At 48.6% G+C, this 1,017-nt stretch carries 1 protein-coding gene; it reads left to right on the top strand.

Annotated elements, in window-relative coordinates; translation table 11 throughout:
- On the top strand, positions 1-1,017 hold a 1,017-nt coding region (gene fliD / locus R7D93_RS26200; RefSeq protein ID WP_318129670.1), incomplete at both ends, for a flagellar filament capping protein FliD.

Raw genomic sequence — 1,017 nt, 5'->3', positions numbered from 1 at the left:
GATGAGCGTTTTAATATCGATGTTCGTTCCCGATCTAAGCTCATCGATGTCGTACGCGGCATCAATGGCGCTAAAGACAACCCTGGCGTTCGTGCTTCCGTCATTAATGATGTCGAAGGACCGCGTCTCATCCTTGCCTCAAACCTTTCTGGTAAGGATCATCAAATCAAAGTCAGCGTGGAAGCCGAAAGAGGCAACCCTCTGAAATATTTCGAATACCAAACACTTGAAGACCGAGTTAACGCGCTTGAAGAAGCACGTGCTGCGGCAGAAGAAGTGTTAGGGCCACTACAAGCTCCGCAACAACCGGATCAACCAGAAATTCTGGATGAGAACGGCAACCCTCTACCTCCAGAAGCGCAAAAAGCGGCAGATAATGCACAAGATGATGCATCGCAAGAGCCGATCTCTGCTGCTGGTGCAGAGGCTGCTAAAGCCGGACAAGAAGCCATTGATAAGGCCAATCAACGCTCCAGCTTGCGACCTGAAGAGCGCATTCCAGGTTGGACAGAAACTGCGTCAGGCACCTTACTGGATTCATACGAAGAGCCAGAACTGGAACTGGACGAAAAGGCGATAGAGAAAGCGCCGGATGTTCCAGGTTGGAACAATGCCGCCTCAGGCACATTGACGGATTCTTACGTTACGACCAAAGAAGCTAAGCAGCTCCTAGAACAAGAAAAAGCAGAAATCGAACAGAAAATTGCGGATGAAAAGCAAGAACTCGACGCAAAAGTCGAACGTGGTGAGCTTTCCGAAGAGCAAGCCAAGCAAATTCATCGTGCGAAACTCGATCCTCAAGAGCGTGAACGTCTAGAAAAAATCGACGAAGCAGAAGCCAAAATCGCAAAAGCGCAATCCTCATTCGAAGAATACCTTGGTATGACAGAGGTACAAGCAGGGCAAGACTCTGAAGTGCTGCTTGACGGCGTGGCAAAACTTTCAAGCCATAACAACGTAATTGAAGACGCCATTGAAGGCGTAGATTTGACACTTAAAGGCAAGTCAGAACCAAAC

This window comes from Vibrio sp. YT-15 (genome assembly GCF_033337445.1).
In the GTDB taxonomy this organism is placed as follows: domain Bacteria; phylum Pseudomonadota; class Gammaproteobacteria; order Enterobacterales; family Vibrionaceae; genus Vibrio; species Vibrio alginolyticus.
Note: the sequence above shows the minus strand (reverse complement) of the source record. Positions and strands in the feature narration are given on the sequence as shown.